Source organism: Bacillus sp. PAMC26543, assembly GCF_014250375.1.
GTDB classification, from domain to species: domain Bacteria; phylum Bacillota; class Bacilli; order Bacillales; family Bacillaceae; genus Bacillus; species Bacillus halotolerans.
Genome location: NZ_CP060193.1, coordinates 2,832,633 through 2,849,388 on the forward strand (window position 1 = coordinate 2,832,633; position 16,756 = coordinate 2,849,388).

Below are 16,756 nucleotides of genomic sequence, written 5' to 3' on the forward strand. Positions count from 1 at the left end.
TGTATAAAGAATGCCCGCTGGAAAAACGGGGCATCATGTCGTGATATCTTTTACTGAATCACGCACCATAAACTCTGTGTTTTCAAAGATTTTTTCTGCCTTCGTATCAGGTGTGCTGATCAGCTTCAATAATTTTTTTGCACCGAGCACGCTGATTTTTTCAACAGGACGTTTCACTGTAGAAAGCCTTGGCGTGATATATTGCGAAAAACCAATATCATCAAATCCGATGACAGATATATCATCAGGCACGCGCATCCCCTTGGCAAATATGGCATTCATTGCTCCGATCGCCATGTCATCATTCGAACAAAAGACAGCGGTTGGAGTGTTCGGAAGCGCCAGCAGGCGTTCCATCGCCTGAAAGCCGCTCTCCATATCGTATTGCCCTTTTACACTGTATTCATGTTTGATCGGTATATGATGGCGAATCAGCGCTGCTAAGTAGCCTTCCTTTCGCTGCTGAGAGGATTTAAATCCTTCGATTCCCTCAATGATGGCGATGTCTTGATGTCCGTTTTTAATCAAGTATTCTACAGCTTCCTGAGAACCTTCCTTGTCATTGGACAATATGTTGGTAATGCCCCTGTCATCGACATCCCGGTTCAGCACGACGAGCGGGATCTTTTTTTCCCGAATATGATAAATAAAAGAATTATCAATATCGCTTTGACTCATTAAAATAATGCCGTCATATCTCATTGGTGTTACAGAGTCATAGCTTTTCAGATCATCAATGCCGCGCACATACAGATTGTACTCCTCGCTGATTGCCTGGTTTACGCCTTTTATGGTATCAGCGAAAAAACTGTGTGAGGTTCCGTTTGTGATGCTTGTAAAGAAAAGCCCGATCGTATGGGATTTTTGCATTGCAAGGCTTTTTGCATTCACATTCGGTGTATAGTTGAGCTGTGAGGCAAGCTCCAATATTTTTTTCTTTGTGTGTTCTTTAATATAAGGGCTGTTATTGAGTGCTCTGGAAACGGTTGTGTGGGATACGTTTGCAAGTTTTGCGATATCTTTAATGGTTACCATCTATTTCCCTTCCTTATCATACCGGCTGCGATTCGTTATTACATATTGTATCATCAAACACACCGCCTCTCCCACCATATTTCCAGATTAATAAGAAACCGTATCATCAGCATGCGTTCCTGCTGCGCTGCCGATGATCGGCCGCACAAAACGGATGACAGCCAGTGAAGCGAAGACGGCCAGCCCTCCGGCAAGTAAAAATGTGCCAGAAAAAGTACCCGTCCGGTCAACAATAAAGCCGGTTAAAGCGGGACCGATGATGCCTGCGGTGTTGGCGAGAAAATGCATGAATCCGCCAACAGAACCGACATTCTTTTGGTCGACTACATCCTGAATAACAGCCCAGTAGATCGCGCCCGTCAAATATAAAAAGAAGACAGACAGAGCCACGAGCGTAACAGCGCTTACAGTTGTGGTGACAAGCCCAGCTAAACCAATCAATACCGCGGAAGAAAACAAACACGTGACGAGCACGACTTTACGCGAAAACAGCACGCCTTTCCGGACTGTTTTTTTGTATACATAGTCCGAAACAAATCCCCCGGCTGCCAGGCCGATAAATCCTAAAATCCACGGAATGACTGTGATGACACTCATTGACCCAACACTTAATCCCCGCTCCTCGACAAGATAGCTCGGAAACCACGTCAAAAAGAAGAAGAGGATGTAGTTGTAAGCGAAAAAAGCAAACGCCGTGAACAAGACTGTTTTTTGTTTCAGATAAAAGGTCAGCGGAATTTTCTCCTCAGGAGCGGCTTCAACTTTCATCGCAGGTGCATTGCCCATTGGCTCAGCCGGCTTTTCTTTTACGAATTTTAACCAGAGAAAAGCCCAAATCAATCCGATGATCATGATGAGAACGAAGGAAACCTTCCAGCTGAATGCAACGGCGATCATGCCGACAATTGGTCCGGAAATGGCTCCGCCAAGGGGCGTTCCGCTATTTGTAACTCCGACAACAGACGCCCGCTGAGTCGGCGGAAACCAGTTATTGACCATTTTATTGATGGTCGCCGAAAGCGGCCCTTCCCCCATTCCAAACAAAATTCGTATGATCAGCAGGCTGACAAAGCCAAAAGCCAATGCAACTGCTCCGCTGAACAGCGACCAAACGACCATGGCCACAAATAAGGTCAATTTTGCTCCATAGCGGTCGGATGCCACACCGCCAAGAAAATTGAAAACGGCATATCCAATCGAAAAACTGCTGAAAATCAAGCCCATTTGTGTAGCGGACAGTGTGAGATCATCCTGAATGAATGGAGCTGCAATGGACAATGCCGAACGGTCCAGATAGTTAATCACACCAGCCAGGAACAAAAAAAGAATGACTGGAAGCTTATCTTTTGAAAACATCTCAACCTCACCCCTATGTTGGTTCAGTATCTGTATCTGCTTTCGTCACACTCCTGAATAAGCCATAAAACCTCCATCGACAGGAACGGTGATGCCGGTGACAAAGCCTGAATAGGAATCATCCGCCAGCCAAAGAAGCGTGCCGAGCAAGTCCTCCGGTTTTCCAAATCGCTTCATCGGTGTTCCCGCAATAATTTTTTTAGAGCGGTCTGTAAAGCTTCCATCCTTATTGATCAGCAGATCGTGATTTTGTTTTGTCAGAAAAAAGCCTGGTGCGATTGCGTTAACCCTCAGTCCGGTTTCCGCAAAATGCACAGCCAGCCACATTGTAAAATTATTGATTGATGCTTTGGCCGCACTGTACGCCGGAACCTTCGTCATAGGTGAATAAGCGCTCATTGATGAGATATTCACAATGGCTGGTGAGTCTGCCTTCAGCAGTTCCTTTCCAAATACTTGGGTAGCCAGAAATGCCCCAGTGAAGTTGGTTGAAAAAACAGTTGAAAATCCGTTTTCATCCATGTCAAAGAATGATTGCCCTTCTCCTTCTGCTTCATATGTCTCCACATCAGTAATCGCAGCGGGATGATTTCCTCCTGCTCCATTGATTAAGAGATGAACAGCGCCAAATCGGTCAAGGATATCAGTCTTCGCCTTCTCTAGCGACGTCCTGTCCAGCACATCAGCAGAAACGGAACATGCCGTGCCGCCAGCTTTCGTAATTTCCCTCACAACCTCTTGTCCTGTTTCAGCTGACCGGTTCAGTATCGCCACCTTCATGCCATGGCGGGCAAGCTCCCGGGCCATTGCCGAGCAGAGCACACCGCTGCCCCCTGTGATAACAGCAACTTTACCTGCCAGTCGATGATGAAGAGGAATCATAATTCCACCTCTTTTTTCGCCATTGATTCGTACGCGTCCCACAGTCCGTTCAAATACATGATGCCTAAAGCGCGATCGTATAAGCCGTAGCCCGGACGGCATTGCTCTCCAAAAATATGGCGACCGTGATCCGGCCTGACATATCCGCTGTAATCCTGCTTGTGCAGTTCTGCCATGACCCCTTGAATATTAATCGAACCGTCCTTTGTCAGATGAGACGTTTCAATAAAATCCCCATTTTCAAAAATCTTCACATTGCGGATGTGTGAAAATGGAGCAAGCCCGGCATATGTTTTAGCAATTTCCACCATGTCATTGGCGGGATTGGCCCCCATGGAACCGGTACATAAGGTGATGCAGTTAGAAGGTGAGTCTGATATGGCCCGCAGCTTCTCATAGCTTGCCTCTCCTGTGATAATACGCGGCAATCCGAAAATCGGCCAAGGCGGGTCATCCGGATGAATGGCCATTTGAATGCCATGCGCTTCAGCAACCGGCAGAATTTCCTTCAAAAAAAATGATAAATTGTTCCACAGCTGTTCTTCATCGACCGTCCTGTAGGCCTTAAACAGTTCTTTGATCCGAGCCATTTTTTCAGGCTCCCACCCTGGGAGTGTCAGGTCAGACGCTTCTTCCACCGTCCGGATCAGCTCTTGAGGCTCCAGGCTCTCCACTTTGGCTTTTTCAAAAAACAGAGCGGTTGAGCCGTCTTCCAGCGGACGGAACATGTCGGTGCGTGTCCAGTCGAAAATCGGCATAAAATTGTAGCAAATCACTTTCACGCCAAAAGCAGACAGATTGCGGATGGTCTGCTTATAATTTTCAATGTACCGGCCGCGTTCTTCGCTGCCCAGTTTAATCGCTTCATGAACGTTCACGCTTTCGACAACCTCTGCATGAAAACCATGGGATTGTATATATTCCGTCTCGGCTTTGATTTCCTCTATTTCCCACACTTCCCCGGCAGGTTTGTGATGGAGAGCCCAGACAATGCCTTTCACCCCGGGAATTTGTTTCACGTGTTCAAGTGTGACTGTATCGTTGCCTCGTCCATACCATCGAAATGTAATATTCATCCTACACCTCCGGATTGAGCCTTTTAATCAAATGTGATCACTGCCTTCCGCACCTGATCGGGATGCTCCTTGATAAATTGAAACGCGTGATGGACATCTTCAACTGAAAACGTATGGGTGACGAGCCCGTTATGCGCTAACCGGCCTTCATTCAGCAGCTTTACAACTTTCGGAAACTGATTTGTCTGGAGTCTTGAGCCGGTAATCGTGACTTCTTTTTTTGTAATGGGGAGCTGAGAAATTTGTGACGCTCTCTCATCAAATCCAAGCACCACCACACGCCCTGCCGGAGAAACAACATCAACGGAAAGCTCAAAAGTCGCAGGGAGACAGACAGCATCAATGACTACATTGGCTCCTTCATTGCCCGTCCATTCCCGAACCCGCTCAGCCGCATGTTCTGTTTGAACATTCACAACAGCGTCGGCACCGTTTTCTGTAGCAAGTGTCAGCCGCTCATTATTTAAGTCGGTTATCATGACGGAAGCACCCGCTAGCTTTGCCATTTTTAACACACAGATGCCGATAGGCCCCGCCCCCTGAATCAGAACGCGATCACCCTTTTCCACCTGTCCCCGCCAAACAGCCTGGGCACCTATTGTATAAGGCTCGGCCATAACTGCCTCCTCCCAAGGCAGCTCTTTTGAAACCGCGTGAAGCTGCTTTTCAGGAAGCACAACATATTCCCGCATCCCGCCGTCTTCATGAACGCCAAACACAGAAAGCTTCGCACAAACATTTGGCCGGCCTTTACGGCAGGCATAACAGTTTCCGCAATAAGAAATCGGTTCAATCACAACATGGTCTCCGGCTTTCAGGCCTTTAACATTCGCACCAACCTCCTCCACTTCTCCCGTTACCTCGTGTCCGATTACTCTCGGAAGGGTCGCAAGCGGATTCGTGCCATGATAAATATGCATGTCAGAACCGCAAATTCCGACTCGTTTTACTTTGACGAGCACCTCATCAGCCTTTGAAAGAACAGGCTTTTCCATGTCTGCTGTCACCAAATCATACGCTTTTCGCACTTGAACCGCTTTCATTTTCTCACCTGCTTTTTAAAAATTCATACACGCTCCGAGCAATTGAAATTCCGTGTTTCCTGTTTCTTTCCTCATGCAGCTGCTCCAATTCGCCAGGCACATACACTCGCTCGACTCCTCTAGCTGAAGGTGATTGCTGCAGTTCATCAAGCATGGCGTCCATCTGCTCTAAAAACGTATCTTGTCCGGTAAAATAGGACGGATGGATCGCGCAAACATAATGTCCAAGCTTCCTATTTTGATCAAGATCGCCATACATTTTAGCGATATGCGGACCAAAAGCCGCCCCAGCCAGCAAACCTGAAAACACATCCACCACAACAGATAGCCCGTAGCCTTTAGGACCCCCGAACGTTGAAAGTGAGACGACCTTGTGAGGGTCTGTTACCGTCTCTCCGTTTTCATCGACTCCCCATCCTTCTGGTATTTCTCTGCCCTCTTCACGCGCCTGCAGAATCTTTCCAAATGCCACTTTTGACGTCGCCATATCTAGGATAAACGGTTTTTTATGCTTTGCCGGCACACCGTAAGCAATTGGATTCGTGCCTAAAAAAGGAGACCTCCCGCCAAACGGGACTACAATACTGTCAGTATGAGACATAACGATTCCGATCAGTTTTTCCTCAGCCGCTTTTTGCACAAAATAACTTAACGCTCCGCAATGGCTGCTGTTTGTCGCGGTGACCATGCCAACACCATTTTTCTTTGCCATTTCAATGGCATGAGCCATCGCCTTATCGGCAATCACATGGCCGAACCCGTCATCACCGTCCAGCACTCCTGTCACCGGCCCCGTTTCTTTAAAAATGGGACACGCTTTTGGATTGATGCCTCCAGCCCTCAGCCTGTTCACATAATGTTCTGTTCGCAAAACACCATGAGAATTCACATTGCGTAAATCGGCGTGTATGAGCACGTCTGCTACTTTTTCGGCATCTCGTTCATTCAAATTGGCGCCGATCAGCTTTTGCTGAACCAGTTCCTTCGCTTCTTCAGCGGAAATCGTTACCGTATTCAATTCAATAAAGAGCCTCCTTTCTTTCAGTTTCATCACTTAGCGAAAACCCTTACAAATTATTATTACTTGCGAACTATTCAAAATATTCTTTATATGATTGTTTGATCAGTTTCTATGCTGAAGCTCTTCGACAATCTGTGCATGCTGCTGATCTGTCAGTTTATAAAGAAAACCGATAATGACCATAGCTAATGCCAAAGCAATGGCGGGATACAGAAGAAGAAGCGCTTTAATGCCGAGCAGCGCCTGTGCCGTCTGGGCTACGTTCGGCATATATCCGACAAGCCCCAATCCGATCCCGGAGAGAAAACCAGACAATGACTGAGCAAGCTTTCGCGAGAAGTTAAAGAGGGAATATGTCGTTGCTTCTTTCCGCTCACCGGATTTCCACTCGCCGTAGTCAATGATATCTGAGACAAGCGCCCACGTAATGCCATTGGGAATACTGATCCCAATAAACGCGATGCTTGCAAGGATGGTAAACACATATACATTTGAAGGAAGCATAAAGTTGATCAGATCCGCGGCAACGCTGATGCCGAAACCGATCATTGCGGTTTGTTTCTTTCCAAACATCTTGACGAGCTTCGGCAGAAACACGACGCCCAAAAAGGAAGATCCAATAATGATAAAGTTCATATAAGCCATCAGTTCGACATTGCCTAGGTTATATTGTGCGAAGTATACGAGCATTGCGGATTTAATGTTGTAAGCGGAAATCGAAAAAATGGTCATCAGGACAAGGGTTAACAGCGGTTTGTTCGTTATAAACGTTTTGACGACAGATGAAAATGTTAATTTCTCTTTTGGCGCTTCCGCAATAACAATACGTTCCTTGCAGTTGCGATAGCAAATATAAAACCAAAGCACACCGAGAACAGCAAACAATCCCATGACCACCGGATAGCCTACCTTCGGGTTATCAAACTTGACGAGCAGCGGCATGACGGCCACGCTCGTGATAAACAAAGCCCCGAGTGAACCGATTTGGCGAAAAGTAGAGATAGAAGTCCGGTCTTCAGTATTTTGAGTCATCGCCGCTCCCAATGAACCGTACGGAATGTTTACAAATGAATAGCCCACGCCCCACAGTATATAGGATGCATACGCATAAATCAGCTTGCCTGTCGTTGATACATTCGGGGACAGAAAAATAAGAACAGTAAGCACCGCAAGAACAATGCTTCCGATTAATAAATAAGGCCTGAATTTCCCCCGCCTGCCGATGTTTTTGCGATAATCAATTGATGAGCCGACAATGGGGTCTGTTACAGCCGCAAAAAGCTTGCTGACTAAAAAAATACTTCCCGCCATTGCGGCCGGAATTCCCGCCACATCAGTAAAATACTTTAATAAATAGATTTGGCCTAAATCAAACATAAAACCGTTCCCAAAATCACCAAAACCATAGGAAATTTTCTCCTTCAGCGAAAGCCTCTTCTCCGTTTCAATCGACACAACCTTATTTTCCAGTTCTGCTCGCATCTTCCACCTCTGTGTCTTAAGAATTTTCGATGAGATGTCCGCTCAGTATGACGCTGGCTATTCTGAGCGGAACTTATTTTATACGTTTGCCTTTTCTTCTTGAAATTGAAAATATTGTTTCGCATTGTGATAGCAAATGCCTTGTACGATACCGCCAAGAAGCTCCATATCTTTCGGCACTTCACCGTTTTCAGCCCATTCGCCGATCAGATTGCAGACAATGCGTCTGAAGTATTCATGGCGTGTATACGACAAAAAGCTTCTGGAATCAGTCAGCATGCCGATAAAACGGCTGAAAAGCCCGACGTTTGACAACGCTTTCATTTGATCGAGCATCCCACCCTTGGAATCGTTAAACCACCATGCTGTGCCAAATTGTATTTTCCCAGGCGTGATGCCGTCTTGAAAGCTATTTATCATGCTGGCAATGACATAGTTATCATTTGGGTTGAGCGAATATAAAATCGTTTTCGGCAGCTGGTTTTTCATTTCGACTGAATTCAGCAGCCTGTACAAAGGCTTCGCAATTTCTTCGTCATTCATAGAATCATAGCCTGTATCCGGCCCCAATTTCTTCATCATTTTCGTATTCGTATTTCTGAGTGCATTGATATGAAACTGCATCGCCCAGTCAAGCTCAGCATACAATCCGCAAAGAAATTGAAGCGTATATGTCTTGAATTTCTTCTCGTCTTCGTAAGAAACCTGTTCCCCGTTTAATCTTGAGGTAAAAATGAGGCCCGCTTCCTCTTTGTCCGTTTCGGCAAACACCATTGAATCAATCGCATGATCAGATACTCTGCCTCCGACTGAATGGAAGAAACGCACTCGTTCTTCAAGAGCCTTCAAAAACTCATCATAGGTTGTAATCGAAAGTGACGCAGCCTTTTCAAGCGCCTGCACCCAATCCGGGAAGCCTTCGCGATTGATTTCCAGCCCTTTATCCGGCCGAAATCCCGGCAGCACACTGACAGGAAAATCTTTGTCCTCTTTTAATAATAGGTGGTACTCGAGGAAATCGACAGGGTCATCGGTTGTGCATACTACTTTTACATTTGATTTCACAATGAAATCCCTTGCCCCGAAGCCTTCTCCTTGCAGCAGTTCATTCGTCCGTTTCCAAATATTTGGCGCCGATTGCTCATTTAATATCTCGTAAATCCCAAAAAATCTCTGCAGCTCTAAATGGGTCCAATTGTAGAGCGGATTGCCAATCGCCATCGGTACTGTTCTCGCCCATGCCATGAACTTCTCCTCATCAGCTGCATCGCCTGTAATGTATGTTTCTTCAATTCCATTGGCTCTCATGATGCGCCATTTGTAATGGTCTCCATACAGCCAGGCTTCTGTCATGTTTTGAAATCTCTTATTTTCATAGATTTCTTTCGGACTCAAATGGCAGTGATAATCAATAATCGGCATGTCTTTCGCATAATGGTGATAGAGGTTGACAGCGGTTTCATTTTTCAGCAAAAAGTTTTCTCCCATAAAGGGTTCCATGTCCTCACCGTCTTTCATTCTATTTCAAAATGTTAACGTTAACATTTTGATTTGTTTTTATTTTACCTTTATATTCCTCTGGGATCAATCTCTTTTTAAAATTTAAATGTTAACGTTAGCAAATAAGCGCAAAAAAGACATTGCCGTAAAGCTGCCTGAAAAGACCTCTTTTTGGCAATGTCCGATTTTACAAGAAAGGATTAGTAAGCCAGGCTGAATAGTCCTTTAATGTGTGTTAAGTAGCGTACGTTACTTGCTTCTTTCATCAAGGAAGCAGGAAGACCTTTAAGCGGTGTAGAATTAGCACCAATGATGGCTACCGCATCTTTGCGTCCAAGGCTTGCAAGTGTACCAGAGTTTACTGGCTGGAATGTTTCAAGTGTTTTTCCTTCTAAGTAAGCGAATAGGTTGTAACCGATCAGCTCACCCATTTGCCATGCGATTTGTGCAGTTGGCGGGTATGGACGGCCGTCTGCCGCAAAGTAAACTGCGCTGTCACCGGCAACAAATACATCTTCATGAGATGTAGATTGAAGGAAATCGTTAACTGTCGCACGGCCGCGGTTCACTTCAAGACCTGATTCGCCGACTAAAGGATTTCCTTGTACGCCGCCAGTCCAAACAAATGTGTTGGCAACAACTTTTGATCCGTCTTTTAGATCAATCACGTTTCCTTCTACATTTGTAACAGGAAGGCCTGTTAAGAACTCAACGCCGCGTTTTTCAAGGCTTTTAGTCGCGCGTTCGATAAGATCATCCGGAAGAACAGGAAGGATTTTCGGACCTGCTTCAACCAATTTCAATTTGATTTCTTTGTGGTCTACGCCGTATTTTTTCGCAAGGTTCGGCATGATGTCAGCAAGCTCACCGACAAGCTCAACGCCTGTTAAGCCGCCTCCGCCGATAAGGATTGTTGCATCCGCTTCGTTTTTCGTTTTAGAGTACTCACGCACACGGTCTTCAACGTGGTTGAAAACTTTGTTAGCATCAGCAGCAGATTTAAGAACCATGCTGTTTTCTTCAAGTCCTGGGATGCCGAAGTAAGCAGTGACAGAACCAAGGCCTACTACTAGCGCATCGTAAGTTAATGCAGAACCGTCAGCAAGCGCAACCTCTTTTTTATCAACAGAGAAAGAGCTGACTTCCGCGATTTTAAGATCAATGTCTTTGCCTTTGAAAAGTTTTTCTAACGGCATTGCAACCGCTTTTTCAGACACGTTGCCTGCTGCAAGACGGTGTAATTCCGTAATGATTTGGTGAGTTGGGTATTTGTTTACCACTGTCACGCGTGCTTGTTCTTTTGTGTAATGTTTGCGAACTGTTAAAGCAGAAAGAACACCGCCATAACCAGCGCCTAAAATGACAATATGTTTTGACATCGTATATCCTCCGTCCTTTATATCAATTTGAATCTGAGATTATTTTTGTTTTTCGTTCATGATTTCAAGGTAGCTGTTAGCAAAACGGAACAGCTTTTGAGCTTGAGGATCTTTCAGCATGCGCAACAGGCCGAAAAGTCCAATCGTTTCGTTGCTAGCATCCGCGCGGTCTTTCGCTTCGATTGCAGTCGCAGCCACTTCTTTTGCTGTTTCTTTTACAGGCTCAAGAATTTCAGTGATTGCACCGACTGTATCGCTTTTCAATACTTCGTCAGTCGCAACAGACTGAGCGAAATCGTAAGACTTCGTTAAAATATTCACTAACTCAGTCAGCTTTGGAAGCTGGTCAACTAAAACAGTCAGTGATTCTTGAACTTCTGGCTTTAACAGCTGATCAATAAGATCTTGCTGGCTTTGGCTGACAGACGCATTTGTTTGATCGATTGTTTCTGGCATATCCAATTCTCCTTTACTATAAGCAGTATGCTGATTTTTTGGAAAGGGTAGTGCCTCTCCCTGATCTCATGTTTGAAAGCATGAGAAGAAGGATTGTGAATTCGTGCACAATCATTCGCAAAAATAAATGTTTACTACCCAGTTTTTCATCTTGCCATATTCAGTATTATTTTTATCTCAAAAATAAACCATTGAATAAGTCAAAATCCTTTACTCTCTCTGAAAATAGCAAACATAAAAAACTCCAATTTGATTACCTTCTATATGATAACACTTTTTGAACAAAATTTGAACGTGAATTGCTTCGATTATGAAATTAATTTATATGGTGCCCGTGTCATAACATTTCTTCAGCACTAGTTATTGACAATCCATCAATTTTCTCCCCTACGCGTTACCCATATGTCTAATAGAGGTTCTCTTTTTCCTGTAACTGGATCCAATGCCGGAAGTACTGCTTGCTCTATATTCTCTAGCGCAGCCGCTCTTTCATCCGGCTTTCCCGTCTTCATATCATACCGAGAACCGTCTGGATAAGCGCCGATCACGGTAAAATCGGGGCTCGCGCTTAGCTTTTTATGGCCGACACCGGCTGGGATGACCGCTGCGTCGCCCGTTTTGATAGGAACAGCAGCTCCTTTTTCTCCCCCAAATTGAATAACAGCCTCCCCTCGGACTGCGATTAGGACTTCATGCGTGTTGCTGTGATAATGATGGTACGGAAAAACACTGCCCGACCAGCTGTTTAGCCAGCCATGCCGATTGACGATCCGCTCTGCCTGTTCAGCACGTCCCATAAAAACATTTTTATAGATAACGAGCGGAAAATCAGGGTGATTTGGAACCCTGCCGTCATCCTGAAAAAAGTACGTTTCTGTTTCCATCATTTTCACCTCCCTATTTCTGTCTTCCACATATATTGATCCGTAAAACATCATTATTTTCTCACAATTCCGTTGATCTGTATCATCCCGGGTAGTATAGTATAAAAAAATAATGCCAGAATGAGGGATTTGATGAAAGCGATCATAATCGGAATATTGGCTTCTCTCTTTTTCGCCGTTACCTTTATTTTAAACAGGGCGATGGAATTATCCGGAGGCAGCTGGCTTTGGAGCGCCTCGTTACGCTTTATTTTTATGGTTCCGTTTTTATGTCTGATTGTCATAATGAAAGGGAAGTTCGTTCCTCTTTTACAAGAGATGCGGAAAAAGCCGTTTTTTTGGATAAAGTGGAGCTTTGTCGGCTTTGTTCTTTTTTATGCGCCGATCACGTTTGCCGCCGCATTCGGGCCGGGCTGGCTCATAGCCGGAACATGGCAAATTACCATTGTAGCCGGTGTGCTGCTGTCTCCATTTTTCCATGAGAAAAAAGACACGCCTGGAGGCACTTTGCTCGTTCGGCAAAAGATTCCCCTTGTTTCGCTGGGCACTTCCGTCGTCATTCTGATTGGGGCAGCGCTGATTCAGCTCCAGCATGCAGAATCGCTTTCCGGAAAAATGCTGCTCTTCAGCGTGCTGCCGGTTGTCATTGCGGCTTTCGCCTATCCGCTGGGAAACCGGAGAATGCTTGAGCAATACGGAGGCAGGCTTGATACGTTCCAGCGTGTGCTGGGAATGACCCTTGCAAGCCTTCCATTCTGGCTTGTATTGGCAGCTTACGGCTGGTGGTCAGATGGCCTCCCGACCGCGGGACAAACCGTTCAATCCTTTATCGTTGCCGTCAGCTCAGGCATCATTGCGACCGTTTTATTTTTCTGGGCAACGGATATGGTAAGAGATAATCCGCAAAAGCTTGCTGCTGTTGAAGCAACACAATCCGGGGAAGTGATATTCGCTTTGCTTGGTGAAATAATCCTGCTGTCAGGTGTTTTCCCTTCCATTTTATCGTTTGCCGGATTAATGATCATTATTGCCGGAATGGTGTTACATACCTTCGCTTCCCAACAAAAACCTAAAGAGAAAACTCAGTCAAATCTGACTGCTTAGCAGCTTCTGGAGAATGGGCGAAAGCCCGTTCTCCTTTCTTTTTAACGCCTTCCAAAAGAGACCTGTTTCACGTTATATTTATGTATAGTCTAAGCCCACTTAACTGAAAGGTGATATTTTAATGGAAGCAAACAATCAAAAAGACGATATACCAGCAATCTCATTCACATCTGTGCGAAAAAGCTATGAACAAGAGGGACAAACCTATGATGTATTAAAGGATGTCACCGGAGACATTCAACAGGGTGCAATCGTGGCACTTTTGGGCCCTTCCGGTTCAGGAAAAAGCACACTGCTGTCAATGTGTAATTTGATGAAAACACCGGATCACGGTGAAGTGAAGATTTACGGAAAGGAAGTCAGAGACTGGAATGTGAATGAACTGAGGCGGACGGCCTCCCTTGCCTTTCAATCCGCCCCCGTCCTTGACGGAACGGTGCGTGACAATCTGAATCTGGTACAAAAGCTCCACCAAACCCAGCTTTACTCTCCTGAAGAGCTCGCTTCACTGACAGGCCTGTCTCCAGAGCTGTTAGACAGAAGCGCCAAGGATTTATCAGGCGGACAGCGGCAAAGGCTTTCACTTGCCAGAACACTCGCAAACCCTTCCTCCATCCTATTATTGGACGAAATTACATCTGCCCTGGACCCTGTTTCTGCTCTGGAGATTGAAGAGCTGATCAAAAGGCAGCATCAAGAGAAAAAACTGACGGTGATGTGGGTGACCCATAACATGGAACAGGCGAAACGAGTAGCCGATACCATTTGGTTTATGGCTGATGGCCGGCTGTTGGAAATCGCGGAGACAGACACATTTTTCTCGCATCCTCAGCATGAAGCAGCCCGTGAATTTTTGAAGGGAGGCACACGGTAATGGATTACCTTTCTCTCTCATTCACCATGATCTTTGTGCTGATTGCCTTGTTTTTATCAAAATCCTTTAAAGCCGGCGTTGAAAAAGATATGATGATTGCAACGATCCGGGCGGCGGTACAGCTGCTTGTGATCGGTTATGTGCTGTCGCTGATATTTCATGGGGATCACCCTGTGTTTATCCTGCTGATGGTGCTGTTAATGCTGGCGGTGGCGGCGCAAAACGTCGTCAAACGAAAGAAAATGAAAATCGGTTCTTTTTGGAGGGTGTTTGTAGCGTTAGCGATTGTAGAAACCGTCACCCAAGGCATTCTTCTGGCGCTTCACATCATCCCGCTTACCGCACGGTATGTCATCCCGATCAGTGGAATGGTCATCGGAAATTCAATGGTGCTCGCGAGCCTGTTTTTAAACCGGCTCAGCTCCGAGGTCGGGGTGCGCAAGGAAGAAATTCAATTGATTTTGTCGCTTGGCGGCACACCAAAACAATCCATACAGCATATCCTGACTTCCGCCATGAAAATGAGTATGATCCCAACGCTCGAAAGCCAGAAAACATTAGGGCTCGTCCAGCTTCCCGGCATGATGACCGGCCAGATCTTAGCGGGCGCCGATCCGATTCAGGCGGTACGCTTTCAGCTTTTGATTGTTTTTACAACGATGGCGTCCGCCGCGCTGACTTGTGTCCTACTCAGCATGCTGACATACCCGTCATTATTTACCGCGCATCAGCAGCTGAAGCAAAATGGTTAACATTATGACAGCGATTTCGGGATTTGCAGATTACACAAAAGCCGCTTCTCAACAGAAAAAGCGGCTTTTGTGCTGGTTATTCCCCAGCCATTTCTTCATAATACCGTGAAAGTTCAATAATCATCGCGCCCATCCGCTCAATCTCCGGAGCAAGCAGCCTTGTGATGCCTTCTTCCCGCAGCGCTTCAGCAGTCACTTTTCCGACAGCCGCTGCGATGGCACGCTCTTCGAATACAGCCTTCACTTCATTGATAAAGCCGCGCTCCTTGGCAAATTGAAACAGAGAACGAACCTGAATCGCCGTGGTAAAACAAACAGCATCCAATTCACCATTCAGCAGTTCCCGGCATAACTGTTCTACCGTTTCCTCCTCTGGCGGGATATGCTGATAAGGGAGAATCGGCAAAACTGAAGCTCCTTTTTCCTCCAAAAATGCTATGAGGGCAGGTGCATTTTCTCCGTGAAGCTGCACCATTACTTTTTTTCCTGAAAAGTCGTAAGGCTCCAAGGACCGGATCAATCCGCTGGTTGTCCCATCTTCATCAGAAGCCTCTGCGGTGATTCCAAGCTTTTTTAACGCAGACAATGTTTTGTACCCTCGGCACGCCGCTTTAGCCTGGCGAATCGCCAGCAGAAACTCGTCCTTTACTCCGATTTTCTCTGCCATCTTCACAAGCGTCTCCGTACCGATGCCTGTCGTAAAGATCACCCAGTCGGCTTTTTCTTCCGCAAATTTGCGCAGCTCCGGCTCCACCTGCTCCTCTGCCAAGTACACTGTTCCTTGGAGAGGCCGGACGACAGGAATTCCGCCCTGTTTTTCAATGATTGTGCTGATTTCTTCCGTTTTCCGAGAACCGCCGATCGCAACGCGTTTTCCATGTAAACCTTTACCCATATCCGTTCCTCTCCTCTTTGCCAGCTTAGGCTTTATATGTATATAACCTTTAATAAAGCTATTGTGTCGCAAACCAAGGGAGAAATCAAGATGAACCAAATGCCTCTCATTACCCGTTGAATACACCGGATGCATGCTGTAATATAAACAACAGACACGCTTTAACGGAGGATCGACCATGGAAACAAAAGAAGAATACGAAACAAAAGGCTACGACACATCGGTTATTTATGAATTCAACGAATATCCCGACGTCCATAGCGGACGCTGTGATAATTGTAACTATACGCTTTTTAAAAGCTCCGTAAAAGGCGGAAAATTTTTGAGAGAATGCCGGAGATGCGGGATGAAAAAGAATATTTAATAGATGGTGTTCGCGGGTCAGGGGTTAGCCTCTGCTCCCGAGAACAAGCTGGAGAAAGCGGGATTCATTATTTTATTTTCGCTGCAGTCTCCAGCCCTTTGTATATCATTCCCACCGTCTCTTCCGGCGTCATCTCTGACGAATCCAGCCACAGGCCAAGACGCGGTGTTTCTGACTGCAAGACGGCATCGAGAGATTCAATGCTGATATCTCCATATCCTTTTTTCTTGCGTGCTGATTCTCTTGCGGCTATTATGTCAGCTCGGGGTGCCAACACGATCACATACAATGGACGATAACTGATCAACTTCACCATTTCTTCTAACATAGGTCCGATGATCACATCCTGCACCACCGTATGAAACCCCGCTTCAGCATACATATCCGATACGTTAGCCGTTAGCCGGTAGCGAAGACGCAACTGTTCCAGCGCCTCAGCTGAAGGAGTGTCTGACATTTGCATTTCGCCGTTTACAATCATTTTTCTAAATACATCTCCCCTGACATGAACGCTCTTGTCTAAACGCTCAGAAAGAAGCTGGGCAACTGTGGACTTTCCCGCTGCCATCACCCCTGTAATCAGATAGACGGCGTTTTCTTTACTCATTGCATCCCATCCTTTTTAAAAGAAGAAAAACCGAAATCTCAGCAGA

Annotated in this window: 17 protein-coding genes; 4 read left to right on the top strand and 13 right to left on the bottom strand. The window is 45.9% G+C overall.

The genetic code is table 11. The features are described 5' to 3' along the window. Window positions 1–33: 33 nt before the first annotated feature. The 11 genes from H7F27_RS14250 to H7F27_RS14300 form a co-directional block, all read right to left on the bottom strand. Window positions 34–1,035 (bottom strand): LacI family DNA-binding transcriptional regulator, encoded by a 1,002-nt coding sequence (locus tag H7F27_RS14250; protein WP_024121041.1) that lies wholly within the window; start codon window positions 1,033–1,035, stop codon window positions 34–36. An 87-nt stretch (window positions 1,036–1,122) separates the two neighbouring features. After that, window positions 1,123–2,391, bottom strand: coding sequence for an MFS transporter (locus tag H7F27_RS14255; protein ID WP_185848059.1), 1,269 nt, complete (start codon window positions 2,389–2,391; stop codon window positions 1,123–1,125). Between the two features lie 45 nt (window positions 2,392–2,436). Beyond that, on the bottom strand, window positions 2,437–3,273 hold the full coding sequence (locus tag H7F27_RS14260; RefSeq protein ID WP_095713512.1) for an SDR family oxidoreductase: 837 nt from the start codon (window positions 3,271–3,273) through the stop codon (window positions 2,437–2,439). Beyond that, on the bottom strand, window positions 3,270–4,349 hold the full coding sequence (uxuA, locus tag H7F27_RS14265; RefSeq protein WP_185848060.1) for a mannonate dehydratase: 1,080 nt from the start codon (window positions 4,347–4,349) through the stop codon (window positions 3,270–3,272). Before uxuA ends, H7F27_RS14260 begins: the two co-directional genes overlap by 4 nt. 23 nt (window positions 4,350–4,372) lie before the next feature. Next, window positions 4,373–5,392, bottom strand: a complete 1,020-nt coding sequence (locus tag H7F27_RS14270) for a zinc-binding alcohol dehydrogenase family protein (protein ID WP_185848061.1) — start codon at window positions 5,390–5,392, stop codon at window positions 4,373–4,375. A gap of 4 nt (window positions 5,393–5,396) precedes the next feature. Further along, the gene (allD, locus tag H7F27_RS14275; protein WP_185848945.1) at window positions 5,397–6,410 is read right to left on the bottom strand and encodes an ureidoglycolate dehydrogenase; all 1,014 of its coding nucleotides are present in this window, start codon (window positions 6,408–6,410) and stop codon (window positions 5,397–5,399) included. 105 nt (window positions 6,411–6,515) lie between these two features. Further along, window positions 6,516–7,895, bottom strand: a complete 1,380-nt coding sequence (locus tag H7F27_RS14280; protein WP_095713516.1) for an MFS transporter — start codon at window positions 7,893–7,895, stop codon at window positions 6,516–6,518. Window positions 7,896–7,973: 78 nt separating this feature from the next. After that, entirely contained in the window at window positions 7,974–9,395 is a 1,422-nt protein-coding gene (gene uxaC, locus H7F27_RS14285) for a glucuronate isomerase (protein ID WP_185848062.1), read from the bottom strand. A gap of 200 nt (window positions 9,396–9,595) precedes the next feature. Next, on the bottom strand, window positions 9,596–10,774 hold the full coding sequence (locus tag H7F27_RS14290; RefSeq protein ID WP_024121033.1) for an NAD(P)/FAD-dependent oxidoreductase: 1,179 nt from the start codon (window positions 10,772–10,774) through the stop codon (window positions 9,596–9,598). Between the two features lie 39 nt (window positions 10,775–10,813). After that, window positions 10,814–11,230, bottom strand: a complete 417-nt coding sequence (locus H7F27_RS14295; protein WP_010333866.1) for a helical membrane plugin domain-containing protein — start codon at window positions 11,228–11,230, stop codon at window positions 10,814–10,816. Between the two features lie 374 nt (window positions 11,231–11,604). Then, on the bottom strand, window positions 11,605–12,117 hold the full coding sequence (locus H7F27_RS14300; RefSeq protein WP_373271218.1) for a cupin domain-containing protein: 513 nt from the start codon (window positions 12,115–12,117) through the stop codon (window positions 11,605–11,607). Window positions 12,118–12,246: 129 nt separating this feature from the next. Here H7F27_RS14300 and H7F27_RS14305 point away from each other — a divergent pair, with 129 nt between their 5' ends. The 3 genes from H7F27_RS14305 to H7F27_RS14315 all read left to right on the top strand — a co-directional run bounded on the left by H7F27_RS14305 (window position 12,247) and on the right by H7F27_RS14315 (window position 14,844). Beyond that, window positions 12,247–13,218, top strand: coding sequence for a DMT family transporter (locus tag H7F27_RS14305; RefSeq protein WP_095713517.1), 972 nt, complete (start codon window positions 12,247–12,249; stop codon window positions 13,216–13,218). Between the two features lie 121 nt (window positions 13,219–13,339). Beyond that, window positions 13,340–14,092, top strand: coding sequence for an ABC transporter ATP-binding protein (locus tag H7F27_RS14310; RefSeq protein ID WP_024121030.1), 753 nt, complete (start codon window positions 13,340–13,342; stop codon window positions 14,090–14,092). After that, window positions 14,092–14,844: an ABC transporter permease gene (locus tag H7F27_RS14315; RefSeq protein ID WP_185848063.1), complete on the top strand. Its 753-nt coding sequence runs from the start codon at window positions 14,092–14,094 to the stop codon at window positions 14,842–14,844. The genes H7F27_RS14310 and H7F27_RS14315 overlap by 1 nt, the downstream gene beginning before the upstream one ends. 76 nt (window positions 14,845–14,920) lie before the next feature. Here the strand turns inward: H7F27_RS14315 and H7F27_RS14320 are convergent, their stop codons facing one another. Then, window positions 14,921–15,739, bottom strand: coding sequence for a uroporphyrinogen-III synthase (locus H7F27_RS14320; protein WP_095713520.1), 819 nt, complete (start codon window positions 15,737–15,739; stop codon window positions 14,921–14,923). Window positions 15,740–15,917: 178 nt separating this feature from the next. Here H7F27_RS14320 and H7F27_RS14325 point away from each other — a divergent pair, with 178 nt between their 5' ends. Beyond that, window positions 15,918–16,103 carry a DUF8096 family protein gene (locus H7F27_RS14325; protein WP_024121027.1) on the top strand — a complete coding sequence of 62 codons (186 nt, stop codon included), beginning with the start codon at window positions 15,918–15,920 and terminating at the stop codon, window positions 16,101–16,103. 67 nt (window positions 16,104–16,170) lie between these two features. Here H7F27_RS14325 and H7F27_RS14330 read toward each other — a convergent pair whose 3' ends face one another. After that, on the bottom strand, window positions 16,171–16,710 hold the full coding sequence (locus H7F27_RS14330) for an AAA family ATPase (protein ID WP_101860776.1): 540 nt from the start codon (window positions 16,708–16,710) through the stop codon (window positions 16,171–16,173). Window positions 16,711–16,756: the final 46 nt, after the last annotated feature.

Bases quoted from the DNA above. Each gene is read 5' to 3' on its own strand.
- H7F27_RS14260 (WP_095713512.1), bottom strand. From the start codon at position 3,273: ATGATTCCTCTTCATCATCGACTGGCAGGTAAAGTTGCTGTTATCACA.
- H7F27_RS14310 (WP_024121030.1), top strand. From the start codon at position 13,340: ATGGAAGCAAACAATCAAAAAGACGATATACCAGCAATCTCATTCACA.
- H7F27_RS14305 (WP_095713517.1), top strand. From the start codon at position 12,247: ATGAAAGCGATCATAATCGGAATATTGGCTTCTCTCTTTTTCGCCGTT.
- H7F27_RS14295 (WP_010333866.1), bottom strand. From the start codon at position 11,230: ATGCCAGAAACAATCGATCAAACAAATGCGTCTGTCAGCCAAAGCCAG.
- H7F27_RS14315 (WP_185848063.1), top strand. From the start codon at position 14,092: ATGGATTACCTTTCTCTCTCATTCACCATGATCTTTGTGCTGATTGCC.
- H7F27_RS14300 (WP_373271218.1), bottom strand. From the start codon at position 12,117: ATGATGGAAACAGAAACGTACTTTTTTCAGGATGACGGCAGGGTTCCA.
- uxuA (WP_185848060.1), bottom strand. From the start codon at position 4,349: ATGAATATTACATTTCGATGGTATGGACGAGGCAACGATACAGTCACA.
- H7F27_RS14290 (WP_024121033.1), bottom strand. From the start codon at position 10,774: ATGTCAAAACATATTGTCATTTTAGGCGCTGGTTATGGCGGTGTTCTT.
- H7F27_RS14280 (WP_095713516.1), bottom strand. From the start codon at position 7,895: ATGCGAGCAGAACTGGAAAATAAGGTTGTGTCGATTGAAACGGAGAAG.
- H7F27_RS14320 (WP_095713520.1), bottom strand. From the start codon at position 15,739: ATGGGTAAAGGTTTACATGGAAAACGCGTTGCGATCGGCGGTTCTCGG.
- H7F27_RS14255 (WP_185848059.1), bottom strand. From the start codon at position 2,391: ATGTTTTCAAAAGATAAGCTTCCAGTCATTCTTTTTTTGTTCCTGGCT.
- H7F27_RS14250 (WP_024121041.1), bottom strand. From the start codon at position 1,035: ATGGTAACCATTAAAGATATCGCAAAACTTGCAAACGTATCCCACACA.
- H7F27_RS14270 (WP_185848061.1), bottom strand. From the start codon at position 5,392: ATGAAAGCGGTTCAAGTGCGAAAAGCGTATGATTTGGTGACAGCAGAC.
- H7F27_RS14330 (WP_101860776.1), bottom strand. From the start codon at position 16,710: ATGAGTAAAGAAAACGCCGTCTATCTGATTACAGGGGTGATGGCAGCG.
- H7F27_RS14325 (WP_024121027.1), top strand. From the start codon at position 15,918: ATGGAAACAAAAGAAGAATACGAAACAAAAGGCTACGACACATCGGTT.
- uxaC (WP_185848062.1), bottom strand. From the start codon at position 9,395: ATGGAACCCTTTATGGGAGAAAACTTTTTGCTGAAAAATGAAACCGCT.